Origin of the sequence: Pseudomonas atacamensis, assembly GCF_017167965.1 — a bacterium.
In the GTDB taxonomy this organism is placed as follows: Bacteria; Pseudomonadota; Gammaproteobacteria; order Pseudomonadales; family Pseudomonadaceae; genus Aquipseudomonas; species Aquipseudomonas atacamensis.
This window is the reverse complement of sequence record NZ_CP070503.1, coordinates 2,181,145-2,199,608: the sequence shown is the minus strand read 5'-3', so window position 1 is coordinate 2,199,608 and position 18,464 is coordinate 2,181,145. Positions and strand designations below refer to the sequence as shown.

The 18,464-nt window shown below is 61.2% G+C and carries 16 protein-coding genes; 10 read left to right on the top strand and 6 right to left on the bottom strand.

The window, feature by feature from the left end:
• Positions 1-191: 191 nt before the first annotated feature.
• From JWU58_RS10030 to JWU58_RS09995, 8 genes are all read left to right on the top strand, one after another.
• Positions 192-2,057, top strand: a complete 1,866-nt coding sequence (locus JWU58_RS10030; protein WP_122692112.1) for an extracellular solute-binding protein — start codon at positions 192-194, stop codon at positions 2,055-2,057.
• A gap of 1 nt (position 2,058) precedes the next feature.
• A complete protein-coding gene (locus JWU58_RS10025) occupies positions 2,059-3,123 on the top strand; it encodes a microcin C ABC transporter permease YejB (protein WP_206421856.1) in 1,065 nt (354 codons plus the stop codon).
• A complete protein-coding gene (locus JWU58_RS10020) occupies positions 3,123-4,145 on the top strand; it encodes an ABC transporter permease (RefSeq protein WP_123442070.1) in 1,023 nt (340 codons plus the stop codon). Before JWU58_RS10025 ends, JWU58_RS10020 begins: the two co-directional genes overlap by 1 nt.
• Before the next feature lies 1 nt (position 4,146).
• Positions 4,147-5,781, top strand: a complete 1,635-nt coding sequence (locus tag JWU58_RS10015; protein ID WP_206421855.1) for an ABC transporter ATP-binding protein — start codon at positions 4,147-4,149, stop codon at positions 5,779-5,781.
• 170 nt (positions 5,782-5,951) lie between these two features.
• The gene (locus JWU58_RS10010) at positions 5,952-6,473 is read left to right on the top strand and encodes a DUF3455 domain-containing protein (RefSeq protein WP_016775383.1); all 522 of its coding nucleotides are present in this window, start codon (positions 5,952-5,954) and stop codon (positions 6,471-6,473) included.
• Positions 6,474-6,573: 100 nt separating this feature from the next.
• The gene (locus JWU58_RS10005) at positions 6,574-7,101 is read left to right on the top strand and encodes a sigma-70 family RNA polymerase sigma factor (RefSeq protein WP_076563589.1); all 528 of its coding nucleotides are present in this window, start codon (positions 6,574-6,576) and stop codon (positions 7,099-7,101) included.
• A complete protein-coding gene (locus JWU58_RS10000) occupies positions 7,098-7,790 on the top strand; it encodes an anti-sigma factor (RefSeq protein WP_123442068.1) in 693 nt (230 codons plus the stop codon). The genes JWU58_RS10005 and JWU58_RS10000 overlap by 4 nt, the downstream gene beginning before the upstream one ends.
• 188 nt (positions 7,791-7,978) lie before the next feature.
• Entirely contained in the window at positions 7,979-8,302 is a 324-nt protein-coding gene (locus JWU58_RS09995) for a hypothetical protein (RefSeq protein WP_123442067.1), read from the top strand.
• A 70-nt stretch (positions 8,303-8,372) separates the two neighbouring features.
• On the opposite strand, the gene JWU58_RS09990 is transcribed toward JWU58_RS09995, so the two are convergent.
• Positions 8,373-9,455 (bottom strand): DUF1615 domain-containing protein, encoded by a 1,083-nt coding sequence (locus tag JWU58_RS09990; protein WP_206421854.1) that lies wholly within the window; start codon positions 9,453-9,455, stop codon positions 8,373-8,375.
• Between the two features lie 270 nt (positions 9,456-9,725).
• Here JWU58_RS09990 and JWU58_RS09985 point away from each other — a divergent pair, with 270 nt between their 5' ends.
• On the top strand, positions 9,726-11,930 hold the full coding sequence (locus tag JWU58_RS09985; protein WP_206421853.1) for a TonB-dependent receptor: 2,205 nt from the start codon (positions 9,726-9,728) through the stop codon (positions 11,928-11,930).
• 122 nt (positions 11,931-12,052) lie between these two features.
• On the opposite strand, the gene hemB is transcribed toward JWU58_RS09985, so the two are convergent.
• Both hemB and JWU58_RS09975 read right to left on the bottom strand, forming a co-directional pair.
• Complete coding sequence (gene hemB / locus JWU58_RS09980; protein WP_042609118.1) at positions 12,053-13,027, bottom strand: porphobilinogen synthase; 975 nt, start codon at positions 13,025-13,027, stop codon at positions 12,053-12,055.
• A gap of 251 nt (positions 13,028-13,278) precedes the next feature.
• Positions 13,279-13,977, bottom strand: a complete 699-nt coding sequence (locus tag JWU58_RS09975) for a glutathione binding-like protein (protein WP_073471373.1) — start codon at positions 13,975-13,977, stop codon at positions 13,279-13,281.
• A 282-nt stretch (positions 13,978-14,259) separates the two neighbouring features.
• On the opposite strand from JWU58_RS09975, the gene JWU58_RS09970 reads away from it, so the two are divergent.
• A complete protein-coding gene (locus JWU58_RS09970; protein WP_024013504.1) occupies positions 14,260-14,934 on the top strand; it encodes a hypothetical protein in 675 nt (224 codons plus the stop codon).
• Positions 14,935-15,043: 109 nt separating this feature from the next.
• Here JWU58_RS09970 and mnmH read toward each other — a convergent pair whose 3' ends face one another.
• From mnmH to JWU58_RS09955, 3 genes are all read right to left on the bottom strand, one after another.
• On the bottom strand, positions 15,044-16,147 hold the full coding sequence (mnmH, locus tag JWU58_RS09965) for a tRNA 2-selenouridine(34) synthase MnmH (RefSeq protein WP_123442064.1): 1,104 nt from the start codon (positions 16,145-16,147) through the stop codon (positions 15,044-15,046).
• The gene (gene selD / locus JWU58_RS09960; protein ID WP_039763432.1) at positions 16,147-17,181 is read right to left on the bottom strand and encodes a selenide, water dikinase SelD; all 1,035 of its coding nucleotides are present in this window, start codon (positions 17,179-17,181) and stop codon (positions 16,147-16,149) included. The genes mnmH and selD overlap by 1 nt, the downstream gene beginning before the upstream one ends.
• 172 nt (positions 17,182-17,353) lie before the next feature.
• Positions 17,354-18,463 (bottom strand): hypothetical protein, encoded by a 1,110-nt coding sequence (locus tag JWU58_RS09955; protein WP_223631115.1) that lies wholly within the window; start codon positions 18,461-18,463, stop codon positions 17,354-17,356.
• Between the last annotated feature and the right edge of the window lies 1 nt (position 18,464).

Genomic DNA, 18,464 nt, shown 5'->3' with positions numbered 1-18,464 from the left:
CTTTGTGGTGAGGGGATTTATCCCCGATGGGGTGCGAAGCGCCCCCAGGACCTGCCGACGCGGAGCATCAGAAGTACCGCATGCATTGATCTTGCGACTGCTGCGCAGCCGATCGGGGATACATCCCCTCGCCACAAGGGCTCGCTCCCACCGGGGGTCCGGGTTCCTTCAGGGATTTCAAGGGTGACTTCATGAGTTTTTTGCGCAACATGGCTGGCCTGCTGCTCGGCAGTGCGCTGCTGTGCACTGGCACTTCGGCGCTGGCCGGCGGCAGTCACGCGCTGACGGTGTACGGCGAGGCGCCGAAGTATCCGGCCGGCTTCAAGCATTTCGATTTTGTTAACCCCGACGCGCCCAAAGGCGGTTCGCTCAGCCGTGCGTCGATGGAGATCGGTCAGTACAACTACATCACGCCGTATGCCGATCAGGGCATTTCCGTGGTGCAGGTCAATGACTGGGTATACGCGCCGCTAGCGTTCCGTTCGCTGGATGAGCCCTACACGGTTTACGCTCTGGTTGCGCAGCAGATCGAGCGCGATCCCGAAGGTTTGTGGGTGCGCTTCACCCTCAACCCCAAGGCACGTTTCGCCGACGGCACGCCGATCACCGCCGAAGACGTGCGCTACACCTTCAACCTGCTGATGACCAAGGGCAGCCTGAGTTATCGCCAGCAGTATGCCGACGTGCAAGACGTGCTGGTCGAAGGTCCACGCCAGGTCCGTTTCACCTTCAAGAACAACCTCAATCGCACCCTCGCGCTGGATCTGGCGACGCTGCGCGTGCTGCCCGAGCACTGGTGGAAAACCCGCGACTTCGCCAACGGCGGCGGCTTCGAGCCACCGCTGGGCAGCGGGCCGTACCGGGTGAGCAAGGTCGACGCCGGGCGCAGCATCAGTTTCCAGCGTGACCCGGACTGGTGGGGCAAGGACCTGCCGGTCAGTCGCGGCATGTACAACTTCGACAGCCTGACGGTGAATTTCTACGGCGACACCGACGTCGCTCGCCAACTGCTGCAGGCCGGCGCGTTCGACTACAACCGCGAGTTCTCCTCGTCCGGTTATGTGGTCGGCTATGACAGCCCGGCATTGCGCGACGGTCGTTTGCAACAGTCGATCCTCGCCCCGGACAAACCCACCGCCGCTCAGGGCTTCGTGTTCAACCTGCAGAATCCGTTCTTCAAGGATCGCCGCGTGCGTCAGGCGATCAGCCTGCTCTGGGATTTCGAGTGGACCAACAAACAGATGATGCGCGGCTTCTACGTGCGTCAGAACAGCTTCTGGCCCAAGAGTGAAATGGCCGCCAGCGCCCTGCCCGATGCCGAGGAATTGAAGATCCTCGAACCGTTGCGCGGCAAGGTTCCTGACGAGGTGTTCACCACGGTCTATGAAGCGCCGAAAACCGATGGCAGCGGCTACATCCGCGACAAGCAATTGCAAGCGCTGAAACTGCTCGGCGAAGCCGGTTGGACGGCGAAAAACAATCGTCTGGTGAACGCCGCCGGCGAGCCGCTGGAATTCACCTTTCTCGATGGCCAGGGCGGCTTCGATCGCATGCTGCTGCCGTTCAAACGCACCCTCGCGCAGATCGGCATCACGCTCAATCTGCGCCGCATCGATTCAGCGCAATACATCAACCGTCTCAACGCCCGCGATTACGACATGATCGTCTGCGCTTTCCCGCGCAGTGGCGATCCGATCGTCTCCCCGGGCCGCGAATTGTACAGCCTGTACGGCTCGCAAAGTGCCACGCAAGTCGGCAGCTCGAACGCGATGGTGCTGGCCGATCCGGCAATCGATCAACTGATTGACGGGCTGGTCCAGGCCAACAGCCGCGAAGCCATGGTGCATTACGCCCGCGCCCTCGACCGGGTGCTGCAATGGGGTTACTACATGATTCCCAACTACTACTCCAAAGGCACGCCGACGGTGTATCAGAACCGCTTCGGCATGCCCGCCGTGCAACCTTCGTATGACGAAGGCCTCAACACCTGGTGGGAAGTCTCGGCCAGGCCGCTGACGACGCAGCAAATGAGCGCTCAGCTTGCGGGAGGCCAGTGACATGCTGCGTTATCTGAGTCGCCGTTTGCTGCTGATCATCCCCACGCTGTTGTGCATTCTGGTGGTGAATTTTCTTATCGTGCAGGCCGCACCCGGCGGCCCGGTGGAACAAGCCATCGCCCGCCTGCAAGGCTTTGGCGGGCACAGCATGGGCGGTGGCGGCGAAGTCGCGGCGGTCGGCGGTGCCGGGCGCAGCAGCCGTGGGCTGGACCCGGCGCTGATCGAGGAAATCAAACGCCATTACGGCTTCGACAAACCGCTGCACGAACGCCTGTGGTTGCTGCTGAAAAACTACGCACAACTGGATCTGGGCAACAGCTTCTTCCGCGGCGCCAAGGTCACCGACCTGATCGTGCAGAAGCTCCCAGTGTCGCTGTCGCTGGGTTTGTGGGCGACGCTGATTACCTACCTGATTTCAATCCCGCTGGGCATTCGCAAGGCAATCAGGAACGGCAGTGCCTTCGATGTCTGGAGCAGCACCGCGATCATCGTCGGTTATGCGATGCCAGCGTTCCTATTCGCCATTCTGTTGATCGTGGTGTTCGCCGGGGGCAGCTACGTCAACTGGTTTCCGGTGCAGGGGCTGGTATCGGACGACTTCGCCACACTGAGCACATTGGGCAAGGTCGGCGACTACCTCTGGCACCTGGTGCTGCCGGTCACGGCGCTGGTGATCGGCGGCTTTGCCACGCTGACGATCCTGACCAAGAACAGCTTTCTCAACGAAATCAGCCGGCAGTACGTGATCACCGCACGAGCCAAGGGCCTGACAGAGCGGCGCGTGCTGTACGGCCACGTGTTTCGCAACGCCATGCTGCTGGTGGTTGCGGGTGTGCCGTCGGCACTGATCGAAGTGTTTTTCGCCGGCTCCCTGCTGATCGAAACCATCTTCAATCTCGACGGCCTCGGGCGCATGAGCTACGAAGCGGCGGTGTCGCGCGACTATCCGGTGGTGTTCGGCGCGCTGTTTCTGTTCACCCTGTTCGGCCTGCTGATCAAGCTGATTGGCGACCTCTGCTACACCCTGCTCGACCCGCGCATCGATTTCTCGGCGAGGACTGCCTGATGTTCACACTGTCGCCTCTGGGCCAGCGCCGCGTCGCGCAATTCAAGGCCAACCGCCGTGGGCGCTGGTCACTGTGGCTGTTTATCGGCCTGTGCCTGATCTGCCTCGGTGGCGAGCTGATCGCCAACGACAAGCCGCTGGTGATCCGCTACCACGACGCTTTTTACTTTCCGATCCTCAGCGATTACCTGGAAACCGATTTCGGCGGCGAGCTGCCGTTTCAACCGGATTACGCCAGCAGTTACGTGCACAAGCTGATCGAGGATCAGGGCGGCTGGATGCTGTTTCCGCCGATCCCGTTCAGCTACGACACGGTCAACTACGACCTCACCGAACCGGCGCCCAGCCCGCCGTCATCGAGCAATTGGCTTGGCACCGATGATCAGGCCCGCGATGTTCTGGCGCGGGTGATTTTCGGCACGCGGATCTCAATTCTGTTCGCGCTGATCCTCACCGCCATCAGCGCGTTGATCGGCATTGTCGCCGGGGCCTTGCAGGGCTACTACGGCGGCTGGGTCGACTTGCTCGGGCAGCGTGTACTGGAAATCTGGTCGGGGCTGCCGGTGCTGTATCTGCTGATCATTCTGTCCGGCTTTGTCTCGCCGAGTTTCTGGTGGTTGCTGGGGATCATGGCGCTGTTTTCCTGGCTGGCGCTGGTCGACGTGGTGCGCGCCGAGTTCCTCCGTGGACGCAATCTCGAATACGTGAAAGCCGCGCGGGCGCTGGGCCTGACCGACAGCGAACTGATGCGCCGGCACATTCTGCCCAACGCCATGACCTCCACCCTCACCTACCTGCCGTTCATTCTCACCGGCGCCATCGCCACCCTGACCGCGCTGGATTTCCTCGGCTTCGGCATGCCCGCCGGCACCGCGTCGCTGGGCGAGTTGATCGGCCAGGCCAAACGCAATCTGCAGGCACCGTGGCTGGGCCTGACAGCGTTTTTTGCCTTGGCGCTGATCCTGTCTTTGTTGGTTTTCATCGGTGAAGCGTGCCGAGATGCCTTTGATCCGAGGAGCTGAGATGCAAGACAACTTGATTGAAATTCGCGACCTGCGCGTGGCCTTCGCCGGGCAGGAAGTGGTGCGCGGTGTGAACCTGGATATCCGCCGTGGCGAGTGTCTGGCGCTGGTCGGCGAATCCGGCTCGGGCAAGTCGGTAACGGCGCATTCGATCCTGCGCCTGCTGCCTGGCAAGAGCGTCAGCAGCAGCGGCGCGATTCGCTACAACGGCGTGGATTTGCTGCACGCCAGCGAACAGCAGATGCGTGGTTTGCGCGGCAATCGCATTGCGATGATTTTCCAGGAGCCGATGACTTCGCTGAACCCGCTGCACACGGTGGAAAAACAGATCAGCGAAGTGCTGGAAATCCACAAGGGCCTCAAGGGCCGCGCCGCCCGCGCGCGGACCCTGGAGCTGCTCGAGCTGGTGGGTATTCGTCAGCCGTTGCAGCGCTTGAAAGCCTATCCGCATCAGCTTTCCGGTGGTCAGCGGCAACGGGTGATGATCGCCATGGCATTGGCCAACGAGCCGGAACTGTTGATTGCCGATGAACCGACCACAGCGCTGGACGTGACCGTACAGCAGAAGATTCTTGAGCTGCTGATCGAGTTGCAGCAGCGCCTCGGCATGTCGCTGTTGCTGATCAGCCACGACCTCAATCTGGTACGCCGGATCGCTCAGCGTGTGTGCGTAATGCGTCAAGGCGAGATCATTGAACAGGCCGATTGCGAGACGCTGTTCCAAGCGCCGGAACATCCTTACAGCCGCTTATTGATCGAGGCTGAACCGAGCGGCGCGCCAGTGCCCAGTGAATACGAGCACAACCTGCTGGAAGTCGATGATTTGAAGGTGTGGTTTCCCCTGCCGAAAAAACTCTTCAGCCGTCAGCAGGATTACATCAAAGCGGTGGACGGGGTCAGTTTCACCCTGCAACGCGGCAAGACGTTGGGCATCGTCGGCGAGTCAGGTTCTGGCAAGTCGACGCTGGGTCAGGCGATCCTGCGACTGGTCGAATCAGAGGGCAATATCCGTTTCGGCAACAAGCAGTTGAGCCTGCTCAATCAGCGTCTGATGCGCCCGTTGCGCCGGCAGATCCAGGTGGTGTTTCAGGACCCGTTCGGCAGCCTCAGCCCGCGCATGTCGGTGCAGCAGATCATTGCCGAAGGCTTGCTGACCCACGGCATCGGCAGCGAGGCCGAGCGTGTAGCGGCGGTGATTCGCGTGCTGGAGGAAGTCGGACTCGATCCGCAAAGCCGCCATCGTTACCCCCACGAGTTTTCCGGCGGCCAGCGCCAGCGCATCTCCATCGCCCGCGCACTGGTGCTGGAACCGGCGCTGATACTGCTCGACGAACCGACGTCGGCGCTGGATCGCACGGTGCAGAAGCAAGTGGTGGAGTTGCTGCGCCAGTTGCAGATCAGGCATGGGCTGACCTATCTGTTCATCAGCCATGATCTGGCAGTGGTGCATGCGCTGGCGCATGACTTGATGGTGATCAAGGACGGCAAGGTGGTTGAACAAGGCTCGTCGCGGGAGATTTTCGCTGCGCCGAAACATCCGTACACGCAAGAGTTACTGAAAGCCTCGGGCCTCAAGCCTTACAGAGAGCCTTGTGGGAGCGAGCCTGCTCGCGAATGCGCTGCGTCAGTCACATAAGTGCTGACTGACCCGACGCTTTCGCGAGCAGGCTCGCTCCCACAGGTTTGATCGGTGGTGTTTGAAATTTATTTTTCCGGCACTGCATCCAATCGCCTCCGCCACGGGTAGTCCCTGTAACAGCCCACTCTGGTGCTGTCAGCGCCCTATCCTTTTCGGAGAATCATCGGATGAACATCACCCAGCTGATTGGCTTCACCGGTTTGCTCGCTTTCACCGCGACCACCTTCGCCCAGAGCAGTTATCCCGACGCGATCAAGGTGCCGGACGGGCACAAGATTGCCCTGGAGACCACCGGGGTTGGCGAGATCACCTACGAATGCCGCGACAAACCCAATATGGCCGGGCAGACCGAATGGACCTTTGTTGGCCCGAAAGCGGTGCTCAATGATCGCAGCGGCAAACAGGTCGGCACCTATTTCGGCCCGCCAGCGACATGGCAAGCCAAGGACGGTTCGAAAGTCACCGGCACACAACTCGCCGTGGCACCCTCGAGCCCGGGCAACCTGCCCTATCAACTGGTCAAGGCCAACCCGGCCGAGGGCAAAGGCGCGATGACCGGGGTCAGCTACATCCAGCGTGTCGCGCTCAAGGGCGGCGTCGCGCCCGGCAGTGAGTGCACCATGGCGAACAAGGGCAAGCAGGAAGTGGTGAAGTACCAGGCGGATTATATTTTCTGGGCGGCGAACTGATATTCGGAAGCAGTGCACAATCCTGTGGGAGCGAGCCTGCTCGCTCCCACAGGGAACAATGCGTCTGGATGTTTGGGAAATGTGAGCTAGATTGCACCCCATGCCTTTACCCGAATCCGTTTTCGATTATGAAGCCCGCCTCGCCGCCTGTGCCCGGGGCGAGCGCGCGGCTTTGCGCGATTTGTATGTGCAGGAAGGCCCGCGCCTGCTCGGCGTGGCCAAGCGGCTGGTGCGCGATACGGCGCTGGCGGAGGACATTGTGCATGAGGCGTTCATCAAGATCTGGCACGGCGCCGCCGGGTTCGATCCGGCGCGGGGTTCGGCGCGGGGCTGGATGTTCAGCGTGACCCGGCACCTGGCGTTGAATCAGCTGCGCAAGCAAAGTCGGGAAACGCCGTTCAGCGAAGAACATGAGGCAGCGGCGCCTGATGAGGCGGTCGATGTTCACTCGGCACGCATTCATCGCTGCCTCGAGCAACTGGAACCGCAGCGGCGCAGCTGCATCCTCCATGCCTACGTCGACGGTTACAGCCACGCGCAGATTTCCGCGCGCCTCGACACGCCGCTGGGCACGGTCAAAGCGTGGATCAAGCGCAGCCTCAATGCTTTGCGGGAGTGCATGGGATGACCGGCGAATCAGCGCAGGAACGGGATGAACTGGCCGGCGAATACGTGCTCGGCACCTTGTCGTTCGAGCAGCGCATCGAGGTACAACGGCGCCTGCCGAACGATCCAGAATTGCGTGCAGCGGTTGATGCCTGGGAGCGGCGTCTGCTGGAGCTGACCGATCTGGCCGAACCTCAGCAACCCTCGGCGCAGTTATGGCCGCGCATCGAGCGCAGTCTCGAACGGCTGACGGTGAAGAAACCGCTGAGCTCGTGGTGGAATCTGCTGCCGCTGTGGCGCGGCTTGAGCGCGGCCGGGCTGGCGGCGACATTGATCCTCGGCACGATGCTGCTGACGCAGACTGCGCCGAAACCGAGTTATCTGGTGGTGCTGGTCGCGCCGCAGGACAAGGCGCCGGGCTGGGTGATTCAGGCGAGCAATGCGCGGGAGATCCAGTTGATCCCGCTGGGCGTGGTCGAGGTGCCGGCGGACAAGGCGCTGGAGTTCTGGACCAAGGCTGACGGCTGGTCGGGACCGGTGTCGTTGGGGCTGGTAAAGCCGGGGCAGGCTTTGTCGGTGCCGCTGGACAAACTGCCGCCGGTGCAGCCGAACCAGCTGTTTGAGCTGACCCTGGAAGGCGCCAATGGCTCGCCGATCGGCAAACCGACCGGGCCGATTCAGGCGATCGGGCGTGCGGTCAAAGTCTTGTAGGAGCTGCCGAAGGCTGCGATCTTTTGATTTTTCTTGGAATCAAGATCAAAAGATCGCAGCCTTCGGCAGCTCCTACATTAATCATCATCGACGTCGATGTTCACCATCACGGCAATGAAGTTCTCATAAAAAATTCCGGGCGTAACATCAGCTCCATACCAACCAACAACACCCCGGAGCACACCATTATGAAACGCCAGACTCTTCTCAGCATCGCTTTCTCGGTTTTCGCAGTTAACGCTTTCGCCGCCACCCCGGCGCACACCATGATCGCCGAAGGCGGTTCGGACAAGCTGATCGAAAGCCGTCTGGCTGAAGGTGGCTCGGATCGTCTGATCGAGCGCCGTGTTGCCGAAGGTGGTTCGGATCGTCTGCTCGAACGCCGTGTTGCCGAAGGTGGTTCGGATCGTCTGATTGAACGCCGTGTTGCTGAAGGTGGCTCGGATCGTCTGATCGAACGCCGTGTTGCTGAAGGTGGTTCGGATCGTCTGATCGAACGCCGTGTTGCCTGATGCATGACTGCAAGCGCAACACCGCAGAGAAACCCGGCTCCCGCAGCCGGGTTTTTTATGTCTGCGTGTTTTATCCGGCCTTGGCCATGCAGCGCTTGTAGCGCTCGTCCACGCGCTTGGCGAACCAGGCTGTAGTGAGTTTGCGGGTGATCTTCGGACTCTGCAGCACAATCCCCGGCAATACCGCGCGCGGTAACGCCTTGCCTTCGGCCCGCTCCGCCAGTTCGAACACGCGCTGATAAAGTTTGGTCTCTTCGAATTCCAGGGTTTTGCCTTTCTCCAGTTGATCGCGAATCGTCGGGTTGCGCATGCCCAGCGACTTGCCGAGGGTGCGCACCGCCAGTTCGGTACTGCCGGGCATGATCGAGTCGTAGCGAATCAGGTCGCCGTCCAGGGTCAGCGGGATGCCGGAAGCGCGGCTGACCGCATTCTGAAACGCGGCATTGCGACTGGCGTACCAGCCGGCGTTGAAATCGGCGAAGCGATACAGCGGCTCGCGGTAATTCACCGGATAGCCGAGCAAATGGGCGATGCCGAAATACATGCCGCCGCGCCGGCTGAACACTTCACGGCGGATCGTGCCGTCCACCGGGTACGGGTAATCCTTGGCGTGCTCCTCGGCAAATTCGATGCTGACCTGCATCGGCCCGCCGGTGTGCACCGGGTTGAAGCCGCCGAACAACGTGCGGCCCATCGGCACCATGCCGATGAAGTCGTCGAAAATCGCGCTCAGCTCTTTCTCACTGCGCGCCGCATTCAGTCGTTCGCTGTAGCTCTTGCCGTTGGGCGAGCGCACTTGCAGAGCGCCGCTGACCAGCAGGCTGGGGATGTGCACCTTGGCGGCGCGGCGATCGATTTCGTCGCGGGCGATCTTGCCCAGGCCGGGCACCGTCGGGTCGGCCTGGAAAGTCGATTCCTGCTCGGCCACAGCCAGTACCGAACACAGATTCTGCGTGGTGGTGTTGATGCCCTGTGCGGCGAACGCGGCGTAGATGTCCGTGGCCCAGCCCTGACGGTCGGCAGTATTCGCCGGCAACAGCCGAACGATTTCAGCCTTCACTTCGGCCGGCGGACGCGGCGCCGGTTCGTTGCTGCGCTGGCTGGCGCAACCGGCGAGCAGCAGCACGGCGCCGAGAGTAATGAGTAATCGCATGTTGCTCCATCCAATCAAATTAGCCACAACACCATACACAACCCCCGTAGAAGCTGCCGCAGGCTGCGATCTTTTGATCTTGCTTTTTGCAGCTCAGATCAAGATCAAGCTCAAAAGATCGCAGCCTTCGGCAGCTCCTACGCGCTGATGACAAACTGATTGCAAAACGTTACTGCGAAACCCTATCATTCGCGCCTGGAGTCGCATTAGCGCAAGGAGTTCCGCGCCGCCCTTATTTTTTCATTGGCCGTTCGCCTCCAGGTATCCGACATGCCCGCTTCAGCTCGACTCGGCGCTCCATTTCGCCCGACTTTGCTTGCCCTGCTGTGCTCCCTGACCGTCACCGCTCACGCTGCTGAACAAAACAGCAAAGCGCTGGTGCTCGACGACGTCAACGTCAATGCCCAGGCCCCGACACCCAACGCCCTGCCCCCGGTCTACGCTGGCGGCCAGGTTGCGCGCGGCGGCCAGTTGGGCGTGCTCGGCAATCAGGACATGATGGACGTGCCGTTCAGCGCAGCGTCCTACACCGAGCAATTGATCCAGGATCAGCAGGCGGAAAACGTCGCCGACGTGCTGCTCAACGATTCTTCCGTGCGCCAGGCCTCGGGCTTCTCCAACCAGGCGCAGGTCTTCATGATTCGCGGCCTGCCGCTCAATGGCGATGATATTTCCTATAACGGCCTGTACGGCGTATTGCCCCGGCAGATCATTTCCACCGATGCGCTGGAGCGCGTGGAAGTGTTCAAAGGCCCCAACGCTTTCATCAACGGCGTGACCCCGACCGGTTCCGGCATCGGCGGCGGCGTCAACCTGCAACCCAAGCGCGCCGGCGACGTGCCGCTGCGCCGTTACACCACCGACATCAACAGCGAAGGCCGCATCGGTCATCACTTCGATATCGGCCAGCGTTTTGGCGAAGACAACCGCTTCGGCGCGCGGGTCAACCTGTCGCAGCGCGAGGGCGACACCGGCATCGATCACGAGAACCAGCGCTCGAAACTGTTCGCCATCGGCCTGGATTATCGCGGCGATGCGCTGCGGGTGTCCGGCGACTTTGCCTATCAGAAGGAACGCGTCAACGGCGGCCGCAGCTCGGTCAACCTCGGCACCGCCACGCACATCCCGGATGCGCCATCGGCGGACACCAACTACGCGCCGAAATGGGGTTACACCGACATCGAAGACACCTTCGGCATGCTCCGCGCCGAGTACGACCTCAACGACAACTGGACCGCCTACGCCGCCGGTGGCGCCAAGCACACCCGTGAAGTCGGGCGCTATAACTCGACCACGCTGGTCGGCAACAGCGGCGCATCGTTCACCACCGGCTCGTTCGTCCCGCATGACGAGGACAACACCAGCGTCATGGCCGGTCTCAACGGCAAGTTCAACACCGGCCCGGTCAGCCACAAGCTGAATTTCGGCCTGACCGGGATCTGGGCCGAGCAGCGCAGTGCTTATGACTTCGACCTGACCCGCTACTCGAACAACATCTACCATCCGATCGCTCCTCCGGCACCGGTCGGCAATTTCTCTGGCGGCGATCTCAACGATCCAGGCATCGTCGGCAAGACCTTCAACCGCAGCGTGGCAATTTCCGACACCCTCGGGTTCTTCGATGATCGCCTGCTGGTCACCGCCGGTCTGCGTCGTCAGCAACTGGTGGTGCAGGGTTACAGCTACGCCAGCTACGGCAGCGGCCCGCGCTCGTCGAGCTACGACGAGTCGATCACCACGCCGGTGTACGGCATCGTGTTCAAGCCGTGGGAGCATGTGTCGTTCTACGCCAACCATATCGAAGGCCTGGCCCAAGGGCCGACTTCGCCGACCAGCTCCGGCGGTTTCCGCGTGACCAACGGCAACGAAGTCTACGCACCGAAACGCTCCAAGCAGACCGAGCTGGGCGTTAAGGTCGACATGGGCACCTACGGCGCGAGCCTGGGCGTTTATCGCATCGAACAGCCGAGCGACGGCTACTGCGAAATCAACAGCGCCACCACTTGCACCTACGTCCGCGAAGGCGAGCAGATCAACAAAGGCGTGGAGATGAACGTGTTCGGCGAGCCGATCGACGGCCTGCGCCTGATCAGCGGCCTGACGCTGATGGATACCGAACTGAAAAACACCCTCAACGGCGCCAACGACGGTAATCACGCCATCGGCGTGCCGACGTTCCAGTTCAACGCTGGCGTGGATTGGGACGTGCCGGGCCTGCAAGGCGTTGCGCTGAACGCGCGGATGCTGCGCACCGGCGGGCAATACGCCGACGCGGCGAACAACCTCAGCCTGCCGACGTGGAACCGCTTCGATGCCGGCGCGCGTTATGCGTTCAAGGTGTCGGAGAAGGACGTGACCGTGCGGTTCGGTGTTGAGAACGTGGCGAACAAGAAGTACTGGGAATCGGCACAGGGCGGCTACCTGACCCAGGGCGAACCGCGAGTGGCGAAGTTGTCGGGGACGATCGACTTCTAAGCGTCATTGCGTCGTAAAAAAGGCCCCGCAGCTTCACGGTTGCGGGGCCTTTCTGGTTTTTGTGGTGCTTGATCCGGCTTCTTCGCGAGCAGGCTCGCTCCCACAGGGGTACGAAGTGCGGCTTAGATCCCGGCGAGTGCCAGATCCATCGCAAAGTAGGTGAAGATCAGATCCGCCCCCGCACGCTTGATTGCGCCAAGGCTTTCGCGGACCACGCGATCCTCATCGATCGCACCGGCCTGGGCGCCGAACTTGATCATCGCGTACTCGCCGCTGACCTGATACGCCGCCAATGGCAGGTTCGAGGCCTGGCGGATGTCGCGGATGATGTCGAGGTAGGCGCCGGCCGGTTTGACCATCAGCGCATCGGCACCTTCCTGCTCATCGAGCAGCGATTCGCGTAGGGCCTCGCGGCGATTCATCGGGTTCATCTGATAGCTTTTGCGATCGCCCTTGAGCGCGCTGCCGCCGGCCTCGCGGAACGGGCCGTAGAGTGCCGAAGCGAATTTGGTCGAGTAGGCCATGATCGGAATCTGCGTGAAGCCGGCAGCGTCGAGCGCCTGGCGAATCGCGCGCACTTGGCCGTCCATCGCCGCCGAGGGCGCAATCACGTCAGCACCGGCGCGGGCGGCGGCCACGGCTTGTTTGCCGAGATTGATCAGGGTCTGGTCGTTGTCGACCTCGTGGTTGTGCATCACGCCGCAATGGCCGTGATCGGTGTATTCGCAGAAGCAAGTGTCGGACATCACGATCATTTCCGGCACGGCGTCCTTGGCAATGCGCGACATGCGCGACACCAGCCCGTCTTCGCGCCAGGTGTCGCTGCCGTTGGCATCGAGATGATGGGACACGCCAAAAGTCATCACCGACTTGATGCCGGCACGGGCATAGCGCTCGATTTCGCTGGCCAGTTTGCGCTCGGGAATGCGCTGCACGCCGGGCATGCTGGTGATCGGCACGAAGTCGTCGATCTCTTCCTCGACGAAGATCGGCAGGACCAGATCGTTCAGGCTGAACTCGGTTTCCTGGAACAGACTGCGCAGGCTCGCATTGCGGCGCAGACGGCGGGGACGTGCTTCGGGGAACTGACTGGACATGGGGCCTTTCCTGAAAACAGCGGATGAGACGAAAGTCGTAGGGGGCGAAGCTTATGCCTTGCGGCGGGTGCGGGACAAACCTGGATCAATCAAGAGAGCGTTACCGGGCTTGTAATAATCCTGCTGCTGATCGCGCATTTCCCCCTGTGGGAGCGAGCCTGCTCGCGAATGCGCTGGATCAGACACGAAAATGGTGTCTGATACGACGCTTTCGCGAGCAGGCTCGCTCCCACAGTGGCGACTGTGTTGGGTCAGGACGGGATGGTCAGGCCACGAATGACCGCCGGACGCGCGAGGAACCGCTCCAGCACTCGGGTGACATTGGGGAAACTCTGAATCCCGACCAGATCCCCGGCCTCATAGAAGCCAAGCAGATTGCGCACCCACGGGAACGTGGCGATGTCGGCGATGGTGTAGCGCTCGCCCATGATCCAGTCGCGGCCTTCGAGGCGGGTGTTGAGTACGTTCAGCAGGCGTTTGCTCTCTTCGACATAACGATCACGCGGGCGCTTGTCCTCGTAATCCTTGCCGGCGAATTTGTTGAAGAAGCCGAGCTGGCCGAACATCGGGCCAACGCCGCCCATCTGCCACATCAGCCATTGAATGGTCTCGTAGCGCAGCGCGCCTTCCTGAGCGAGCAACTGGCCGCTCTTGTCGGCGAGATAAATCAGGATCGCGCCGGATTCGAACAACGGCAGCGGTTTGTCTTCCGGGCCATGCGGGTCGAGGATCGCCGGGATCTTGTTGTTCGGATTGAGCGAAAGAAACTCTGCCGACGTCTGGTCGTTGGTGTCGAAACCGACACGGTGCGGCTCATAGGGCAGGCCGATCTCTTCGAGCATGATCGACACTTTGACGCCGTTGGGGGTTGGCAGGGAGTAGAGCTGAATCCAGTCCGGGTACTGCGCCGGCCATTTCTGAGTAATCGGGAATGCAGACAGATCGGTCATTGGAAGCATCCAGTCACAAATTGAAAACCGATCATAAAGTAGGCCTGCCGCTGCGCCTACACGAACCGTAACATCCTGTCGCTAACCTGCCTGCATGCCCGCAAAGGTTGCCGCTAGAGTGCTGCGCACTGGCCTGGAACGAACCAAACGGCGTTACAGGACTCTGAGTTATGCCTTTCTCGCAGAGGAAGCTGTTCATGACAGGGAAACACCCGGTGCTGGGAGCCCGCGGTGCCAAGGTTTGTCAGCCTTAACCGATTTTGCTGAAGAACCCTCGAATTGATGACGAATCTGATGAGTTTCGCCAAACGCTTCAAACATCGCGCGTACGTGGCCCTGCCCTCCCTGCTGGCAGTCAGCGCGCTGTTTCTGTCCCTCGAATCCAGCGAAAGCCGCGCACAACCAGCGGACGGCACGCAGACGCTGGTGTTCCTGCGCCACGCGGAAAAGCCCGAAGGCGGCCTCGGCCAGCTCAACTGCCAGGGCCTGAACCGCGCCATCGACCTGTCGACGCTGCTGCCGGAAAAATTCGGCAAGGCCGATTACGTGTTCGCCGCCAACCCGACGCGCAACGTCGAGGAAGGCGAGCTGGACAATTCCTACAGCTACATTCGTCCGCTGATGACCATCAGCCCGGCCGCGATCAAGCTCGGCCTGCCGGTGAACATCGAGTTCTCCGCCAACGACACCAGCGATCTGGCCCGCGAGCTGCTGGACGAGAAGTACCACAACTCGACGATCTACACCGCCTGGTCCCACGGTTATCTGCCGGATCTGATCAACAAGGTCGCTGGCAACGCAGTGGGCGAGCGGCAGAAGATCACCGATGACTGGGCCGGCGATGACTTCGACTCGCTGTATGTACTGACCCTGAAGTGGCACAACGGCAAGGCCAGTTTGCAGAGCCATGTCTACAAACAGGGGCTGGATAACGGCAAGGACACCTGCCCGACCTGAGTTTTGCAGCGCCTGACCTTGCGTCTTCGCGAGCAGGCTCGCTCCCACAGGGAACCGCATTTCAACTGTGGGAGCGAGCCTGCTCGCGAAGAGGCCAGCCGCTTGCGCCTCAAGCCTTCTGGCTCACCCTCGCACGCAAATACTCGATCACCGCCCCCCGCTCTCCGGCAAACTCGATCCGCCCGCCCTTCTTCTCGCGCTGGAACACATACATCGGGTCGTAATACTCACGCAGCAAACCCTCGATCCAGCCACGATGCAGCTCCACCGCGCCGCTGCGGCCCTGCTCGGCGAGCGCCTGCTCCATCAACACCAGCATCCGCGAATGGCGCTCACCGCCGAGGCGTTTCTGTACGTTGTTGAGGCTTTCCAGCAGACGTTCGGAGAACAAGGCAAAACCGTTTTCGCCGTGCAGCGAAGCAAACTCCGCCGACAGATCGATGACGTAATCACGCAGGATCCGTTCGACGCGATCCTCGAAGCGATCTTCCAGCCAGACCATCGGGTGCTGCTGCATGCCCTGATACAGCGGCAGCGGCAAGGCGCAACTGCCGACCACACGGCTCTCGTCTTCGAGCACAAACTGCTCGATCCCGGCATCGCGTTTCTTCAGAAAGTCGATGGCCAGGCGATTCTCGAAATCGATGTTCGACGGCTGCCCGGTCGCGCGTTTGCCGAAACTGGAGCCGCGATGGTTGGCGTGGCCTTCCAGATCCACACCGTTGCGCAACTGCACCAGCACTTCGGTCTTGCCGGTGCCGGTCATGCCGCCGAGCAAAACGAAATCACACTGCGCGATGGCTTGCTCAAGGGTGTCGATCAAAAAACTGCGCATCGCCTTGTAGCCGCCGCCGACGCGCGGATAGTCGATGCCCGCCTCGTCGCGCAACCACTGCTGGGTGATCTGCGAGCGCAAGCCACCTCGAAAACAATACAGATAACCATCGGGATGAGCCCGGGCGAAGTCGGCCCAGGCCTGGATGCGCTCGGCCTTGACCGAGCCGGACACCATTTGATGGCCCAGCTCGATTGCCGCCTGCTGGCCATGCTGCTTGTAGCAGGTGCCGATCTTCTGCCGTTCCAGATCATTCATCAGCGGCAGATTGACCACGCCGGGGAACGCGCCTTTGTGAAACTCGACCGGCGCGCGGGCATCCATCATCGGCCGGTCGTTGAGGAAAATGTCGCGGTAGTCGGTGCAGTCGCGGAGCATCAAATCACCTCAACCGCGTTCGTCTGTCGCTCAACCAGTTCGCCGATCGGCGCAAGGTTCAGGCCCAGTTCGGCGGCAACGCCGAGGAACTCGTCATTGCCTTCAGGCGTGACCGCAATCAGCAGACCACCGCTGGTCTGCGGATCGCACAGCACGCGTTTGTGCAACTCCTGCACGCGGCCAACCTTGCTCGAATAGCTGTCGAAGTTGCGCAGCGTACCGCCCGGCACGCAGCCCTGATCGAGGTAGTACTCGACGCTGTCCAGACGCGGCACGCGGTCATAGGCGATGCGCGCGGTCAACTGGCTGCCATCGGCCATTTCCACCAGATGCCCGAGCAGGCCGAAACCGGTGACGTCGGTCATCGCGGTGACGCCGGCGAGTTTGCCGAAGCGGCTGCCAGGCTTGTTCAGGGTGCACATCCAGTCGCGGGCGACACCGACGTCGGCGGCGCGCAACTTGCCCTTCTTTTCGGCGGTGGTGAGGATGCCGATGCCCAGCGGTTTGGTCAGGTACAACAGGCAACCGGCGGTGGCGGTGTCGTTGCGTTTCATGTGGCGCTTTTCCACAAGCCCGGTGACGGCGAGGCCGAAGATCGGCTCCGGCGCATCGATCGAATGCCCCCCCGCCAACGGAATGCCCGCCGCGTCGCACACCGAACGACCGCCACGAATCACTTCCCGCGCCACTTCCGGCGCCAGCACATTCACCGGCCAGCCGAGAATCGCGATCGCCATCAACGGATCGCCGCCCATCGCGTAGATGTCGCTGATCGCATTGGTTGCGGCAATGCGGCCGAAGTCGAACGGGTCATCGACAATCGGCATGAAGAAATCGGTGGTCGACACCACACCACGCTCGGCATCGATCTCATACACCGCCGCGTCATCACGCGAGGCGTTGCCGACCCAGAGTTTCGGATCGAGGTTCTGTGCGCCGCTGCCGGCGAGGATCACTTCCAGCACCTGTGGAGAAATCTTGCAGCCACAACCGGCGCCATGGCTGTATTGGGTCAGACGAATCGGCTCGCTCATGGGAGAGTCTCTGGCAATGAATGGGGCGGATTCTAGCAGAGCGCGAGCGCGCAGATTCTTGTGCTGACCGAGCGGCCCTTTCGCGAGCGGGCTCGCTCCCACATTCGTACGGTGGTCTCCCGTGGGAGCTAGCCCGCTCGCGAAAGCAATCGAACCTGCCTGCACCGTCCAGTCAGCCCCGCCTGCAAACCTCAGCGAAAATCTGCGTAATCGGCCGATGCGGCTGGCGCTTGTGCATCTGCCGCACCTGTTCACTCAGTCGCAACAGCTCTTCGCTGGGCTTGGCCCATTGCTCTTTTGGCAACGGCTCGGACCATTCGCGCATGACTTCCGGCAGCGCCTGTTTGCCGATTCTTTCCAGGCGGCGCACTTCCCATTCGACCAAACGGTTGGGAATCGTCCATAGGGTCATAACGTGATACAGGTACCAAAAAAATCCCGACAACCGCGAGCGCCGGCCTTCACGGATCTGCTGATGCATCCGCGTGCGAGCGTTACGGAAAGTGTGCAGGCCTTCGTGGGGTGGGTCGTCCGGGCCTTGAAGATCCTGCAAATCCTGGATCGATTTGAGGTCGTTGACTTCGTACTCCATGTAGCCGCGAATCGCTTCCCAATGGCTGATCGCGAGCTGCAGGCCGGCGCATTGGAATTCGAGGCTGGTGAGGGTTTCGCCGTGGCGAAAACCGATGCCCATGCCGTATTGGCGATGGATGCCGAACTGGGTGGCGCCCTTGGCTTCGATGATCCAGGCGCTGAGCGATTCCCACGGGACAAAGACAGGTTCGGTGGCGCCTTCGGGCATGAAGCACACTTCGCGGCGTTGACGGTTGAAGCGGGTTGGGATGAGGGAGAGGCGTTTTTTGTGGACGTGGTGCCAGACGCCGAGGCCGATCAGTAGAATCAAAGGCTCGGTCAGTAAAGCGCTTTCATATCCTGCTTGGAATATACCCACTATTGATTCCCAAATGAGTGTTGGACCGTAGCCGAATACGACACCCAGCATTCCCGTAATCAAGGGGAATATGAAAATGACCATAACCGCTAAACTGACCGGCCCCCCCAACGTCATTTGCCACATAAAAACTTGCGGCTGGCCTAATCCGAAGTCCATGTAAACATCATTGAGCTCACCGATATGTGGACCATAAGGGGGAATCGGTGTGGGCAGTGGCAACGGTGCGAGATAGGTAATCTTTCCGCTTGGAAACGGCTCTACATCGCCCGCTTTTCTGATCACTTCACATTGCGCATCAACTACAGGCTCATTGTGATTATTCAGCATG

What these genes read in the sequence shown, in the direction of transcription:
- JWU58_RS10030 (WP_122692112.1), top strand. Translation starts at nt 192, where the DNA reads ATGAGTTTTTTGCGCAACATGGCTGGCCTGCTGCTCGGCAGTGCGCTG.
- JWU58_RS10025 (WP_206421856.1), top strand. Translation starts at nt 2,059, where the DNA reads ATGCTGCGTTATCTGAGTCGCCGTTTGCTGCTGATCATCCCCACGCTG.
- JWU58_RS10020 (WP_123442070.1), top strand. Translation starts at nt 3,123, where the DNA reads ATGTTCACACTGTCGCCTCTGGGCCAGCGCCGCGTCGCGCAATTCAAG.
- JWU58_RS10015 (WP_206421855.1), top strand. Translation starts at nt 4,147, where the DNA reads ATGCAAGACAACTTGATTGAAATTCGCGACCTGCGCGTGGCCTTCGCC.
- JWU58_RS10010 (WP_016775383.1), top strand. Translation starts at nt 5,952, where the DNA reads ATGAACATCACCCAGCTGATTGGCTTCACCGGTTTGCTCGCTTTCACC.
- JWU58_RS10005 (WP_076563589.1), top strand. Translation starts at nt 6,574, where the DNA reads ATGCCTTTACCCGAATCCGTTTTCGATTATGAAGCCCGCCTCGCCGCC.
- JWU58_RS10000 (WP_123442068.1), top strand. Translation starts at nt 7,098, where the DNA reads ATGACCGGCGAATCAGCGCAGGAACGGGATGAACTGGCCGGCGAATAC.
- JWU58_RS09995 (WP_123442067.1), top strand. Translation starts at nt 7,979, where the DNA reads ATGAAACGCCAGACTCTTCTCAGCATCGCTTTCTCGGTTTTCGCAGTT.
- JWU58_RS09990 (WP_206421854.1), bottom strand. Translation starts at nt 9,455, where the DNA reads ATGCGATTACTCATTACTCTCGGCGCCGTGCTGCTGCTCGCCGGTTGC.
- JWU58_RS09985 (WP_206421853.1), top strand. Translation starts at nt 9,726, where the DNA reads ATGCCCGCTTCAGCTCGACTCGGCGCTCCATTTCGCCCGACTTTGCTT.
- hemB (WP_042609118.1), bottom strand. Translation starts at nt 13,027, where the DNA reads ATGTCCAGTCAGTTCCCCGAAGCACGTCCCCGCCGTCTGCGCCGCAAT.
- JWU58_RS09975 (WP_073471373.1), bottom strand. Translation starts at nt 13,977, where the DNA reads ATGACCGATCTGTCTGCATTCCCGATTACTCAGAAATGGCCGGCGCAG.
- JWU58_RS09970 (WP_024013504.1), top strand. Translation starts at nt 14,260, where the DNA reads ATGACGAATCTGATGAGTTTCGCCAAACGCTTCAAACATCGCGCGTAC.
- mnmH (WP_123442064.1), bottom strand. Translation starts at nt 16,147, where the DNA reads ATGCTCCGCGACTGCACCGACTACCGCGACATTTTCCTCAACGACCGG.
- selD (WP_039763432.1), bottom strand. Translation starts at nt 17,181, where the DNA reads ATGAGCGAGCCGATTCGTCTGACCCAATACAGCCATGGCGCCGGTTGT.
- JWU58_RS09955 (WP_223631115.1), bottom strand. Translation starts at nt 18,463, where the DNA reads ATGCTGAATAATCACAATGAGCCTGTAGTTGATGCGCAATGTGAAGTG.